This is a genomic window from Calidifontibacillus erzurumensis, assembly GCF_013303125.1.
GTDB lineage: Bacteria > Bacillota > Bacilli > Bacillales > Bacillaceae_J > Calidifontibacillus > Calidifontibacillus erzurumensis.
Window position 1 is genome coordinate 1 of record NZ_JABTTE010000045.1, and the last position, 4,132, is coordinate 4,132.

Annotated in this window: 5 protein-coding genes; 2 read left to right on the top strand and 3 right to left on the bottom strand. The window is 34.1% G+C overall.

Annotation, left to right across the window (positions count from 1 at the left end; genetic code table 11):
- Positions 1 to 254 (top strand): hypothetical protein (locus HR057_RS16600; RefSeq protein WP_329955902.1); only part of this gene is annotated, 254 nt, incomplete at its 5' end.
- Positions 255 to 261: 7 nt separating this feature from the next.
- Entirely contained in the window at positions 262 to 1,698 is a 1,437-nt protein-coding gene (locus tag HR057_RS16605) for an FMN-binding glutamate synthase family protein (protein ID WP_173732603.1), read from the top strand.
- A gap of 405 nt (positions 1,699 to 2,103) precedes the next feature.
- Here HR057_RS16605 and HR057_RS16610 read toward each other — a convergent pair whose 3' ends face one another.
- The 3 genes from HR057_RS16610 to HR057_RS16620 form a co-directional block, all read right to left on the bottom strand.
- Entirely contained in the window at positions 2,104 to 2,709 is a 606-nt protein-coding gene (locus HR057_RS16610) for a spore coat protein (protein WP_173732605.1), read from the bottom strand.
- Between the two features lie 119 nt (positions 2,710 to 2,828).
- A complete protein-coding gene (locus HR057_RS16615) occupies positions 2,829 to 3,122 on the bottom strand; it encodes a hypothetical protein (protein WP_173732607.1) in 294 nt (97 codons plus the stop codon).
- A gap of 72 nt (positions 3,123 to 3,194) precedes the next feature.
- Complete coding sequence (locus HR057_RS16620) at positions 3,195 to 3,965, bottom strand: ABC transporter ATP-binding protein (protein ID WP_173732615.1); 771 nt, start codon at positions 3,963 to 3,965, stop codon at positions 3,195 to 3,197.
- Positions 3,966 to 4,132 lie beyond the last annotated feature (167 nt).

Consider the following 4,132-nt stretch of genomic DNA (forward strand, 5'->3'; position numbering starts at 1 on the left):
TAAGTATGGAACAAAATACACTAAAAACAACTTTGTCCTATCTTACTAGTGAATTAAATCGTATCCAAACGATTGCAGGCACACTCTCTTCCATTGAAGAACAGCATTACAAAGATTTAACTAGTATTGGTGATGATAAATTAAATCAAATAGCATTAGAAGAACAAAATGCCTCAAGGCAACTGGGAGAAATTAAACAATTGTGTATAGGCCTCACACAAAAAATTGAAGAACTTAAACAACAAAACGGGTGAAACATTTATGTTTAATAAACTTTTTAGCAACATTGTCAGAAGTATTGTAAATGAAACAGTAGATAAAGCATTAGAACGATTGTCGAGAGACCAATATACAGAAAATATCTTTGAAATGATGCCAATTGCAAAAAAAATCGGGGCTGTTCATTTGATGGAAAATGTGATGAGATCAACGAAAGGACAACCTCCAGAACGTCCCTTAGGGTCCCAATTCCATTTTTCACCATGGGAAAAACTATTGTTTAACCCTGTCCATCTTTATCGATTTCCAACACCCGATAACGTTAATATATCAACGGCAGTAACCATAGGTAAAAAAGCCAAAAAGCCTGTTACTCTTTCCATCCCAATCATGATTGCTGCAATGTCTTTTGGCGGAGCTTTAAGTAAAAGTGCGAAAATTGCCCTTGCTAAAGCAGCTTCAAAAATTGGTACAGCAACTAATACTGGTGAAGCGGGATTAATGAAAGAAGAACGAGAAGCTGCAAGCATTTTAATAGGCCAATATAACCGTGGAGGCTGGCTTAATACACCGGAAAAATATAAACAGCTAGATGCAATTGAAATTCAGCTAGGCCAAGGTGCACAAGGCTCAACCCCACAACGGACTGCAGCTAAAAATATCGGTGAAGATTTCCGGGAGGTTTTTGACCTTAAAGAAGGTGAAGATGCTGTCATCCATTCCCGCCTTCCAGGTATTGATACAAAAGAGCAATTTATTTCACTAGTACGTCAACTTCGAGAGGAAACTGGTGTACCTGTTGGTTTAAAAATTGCTGCCACCCACCATCTTGAAAAAGAATTGGAAATTGCCCTGGAAGGAGAAGTCGACTTTATCACCGTTGATGGTGCTGAAGGTGGAACCCATGGCGGTGCACCAATTTTGGAAGACGACGTTGGTCTCCCTACCCTTTTTGCAATTTCAAGAGCTGCAAAATTTCTTTCTAAAAAAGGAGTAACAAAAGACGTCAGCTTAATAGCTACCGGCGGCCTTCGTACACCTGGAGAATATTTGAAGGCAATGGCACTTGGGGCTGATGCAGTCTATATCGGAACATCAGCAGTAATGGCATTGGTTGGCGACCAAATGACAAAAGTTCTCCCATTTGAACCGCCAACAAGCCTTGTTGTTTATAATGCCAAAGCAACCGAGCAATTAGACATTGAACGAAGCGCAGAAAATTTGTTCAAATATTTAAATGCTGCCGTCCAAGAGATGTGCCTCGTATGTTATTCATTAGGCAAAACAAGTTTGGTTGATGTTTCAAAATCTGATTTATGTACTTTAGATCCTTTTATCTCACGTGCTATTGGTGTTGATCTAGGATATATAGCTCCAGAAGAACAAGAACAATTTTTTGAAGGCATTTTAAATACTGTAAACCCTGAAATGATCAATCCAGCTATCCACGAATCTCACCAACAACAGCATTTGCATTAATATGAAATTTGAAGGTATTTGGGTAAGTTGATGTATTTGTCCAAATACCTTTTTTTGTATCCCCATCCCTTTGAAAATCATTTTATAAATCGAGCCGAAAGTAATCTTCTTTTCCTTTCATACATCGGATTCCTTTTTCATCCTAAATTGTTTTACCCCTCACTTAGATTAGATGCTGGTAAAGATTTGGTTTGTTATTAGTTAAAAAGTTAAAAATAGTGGCGGAGCATTTTCAACCTTGCTTAAAGGAATTAATCTTTTTCCCCTATTAATGGAAACTTTCATTCATTATTAAAAAACTTTTCTTTCTCACTGGAACAATATTTAAATCTATTTTTACTTTATGTTTTCTCGGAAAAATGAAAAAGCAAGTGAAGAACTATTGTTCCTCACCTGCTCCATTAGTTAAATCATGTTGTAATTTGTGTTTATGTTTTGCTGGTTCATTTGATTGATTGTTGATGAAACTGGTTGATAAACATTTGTGAATGTTTCAGCTGTCATATCTTTTAATGTAGGAACTTGATAATACCCTTTAGAATTCATATATTGCCAAATTTCATAAGCTTGATCCGCACAATTTTTTGCACCTTGAATGAGAATATTTCTAAGCTGTGGATCAGCACATTCCAAAGCTGCATGCATTTTCATTGTTGCAGATGTTTTATGACAACCAAGCATCGCTGAAGCTACATCACGATCATCCATTTGGTTAATGGATGTATTCGGCTGAACTGGAGAAGGATTTCTTAAACCATATGTAGGACTAAAATTCGTATTTGGACGTGTATTCCCTACTGTAGCGTTTCCCGTTGTTGTTCTATTATTTAATAAATTAACGATTGAATTATATTCATTGATTATGAAATTTAGTTGATTTTGTAAAATATTTTTTAATTGTGGATCTTGGCAATACGGTTGAAGCATTTGGAAATGATTAATTTTATTGATGCTGTTCGTTAAAACTTCATGTACCTCCATCAATTCATGTGCACCTAATTGTTGATTCATTTTGAATAACCTCCTGATCATTTTTTTCAATTACATGAAATAATCTGCCCTTTAATCAGGATGTTATTCATCAATTAAAAAAAAAATCATGTTCAACCGTTATTGGCTTGAACATGATTTTAGAATAGTGGAAGAATTTCAAATATTACTTTTCCATTTCGATCAATGTTAATTGATATTTTTGAAGTATCGGAGACATTAGTTAAAAATAACGAACCATCAAATAAAACAAATAACTTCCAGCCGGTAAACACTTCATTTTCATACTTTGATATTAAATGATTATAATCAATATAAGAATCCGGAATCCATTCAAATCCTTCTGCAATGAAATACCATAATTTGCGTAACTTTTTCAATGTTTCTTCTACATTGTATATATTTATTAAATCCATTACAGTTACATATTGCATTGAATTTCACTCCCTGCTACTACAATAGTAAAAAAAGGAGTGGAATACTAGCATAAATTTTTGGCAATTCTTTTATAAAAACTTCATGTAATTTCGTCCGTTGAATGGCTCGATCAACACTTTTTTTCCTAGAAATTCTGAAAAAATTTGATCGTTTAATAGATTTGAAATAGAGCCTTTTTCAAATATTTGTCCATCTTTTAATAATGCAATATGCGTAAATGCTGGCATAATTTCTTCTACATGATGGGTTACATATAATAACGCAGGGCCATCCTCGTCGTTGCCGATTTCATTAATAAATCCCAATATTTGTTCTCTTGCCAATACATCCAAACCAGCACAAGGTTCATCTAAAATTAATAATTTTGGCTTAGCCATCAATGCTCTTAATATGATTATTTTTTGTTTTTGCCCTTGTGATAGCGTTTCAATTGGTCTGTGAATCAAATTTTGACAATGGAATTTTTCCATTAAAGAAAGTGCATACTCAATATCTTTCTGTTCGACTTCCTCATACAAACCAAGTGAAGCGAATTTTCCGCTTAGTACGACATTTTCAGCATAATCGTAACTTGGCAGCATTTTGTCAACTGTTGCGCTGACGAAACCAATTTGTCTACGCAATTCATATAACGGATATGTACCAAACTCTTTTCCTAATACAGTAACCGTTCCGGTCGTCGGCCAGAGATATCCAGTAATAATGTTTAATAAGGTAGTTTTTCCTGATCCGTTTAGTCCAAATAATACCCAATTTTCTCCTTGATGTATTTCCCAATTTATATTTTTCAACACCTGTTTATCATCTAACGTTCTTGAAACATTTTGAAGTGAAATCACGAATACATGCCCTCCTGTATTTTATTCCGTACAATTTCTATGACTATTTAATTATTTTAAATGTACCATTAAAGATGATAGAATTTCTAGTATCACATTTCTTTTCATATTTTTTTCATTGACGCTTTCTATTGAAATTGATATCATGTCATTATTCTAATAATATA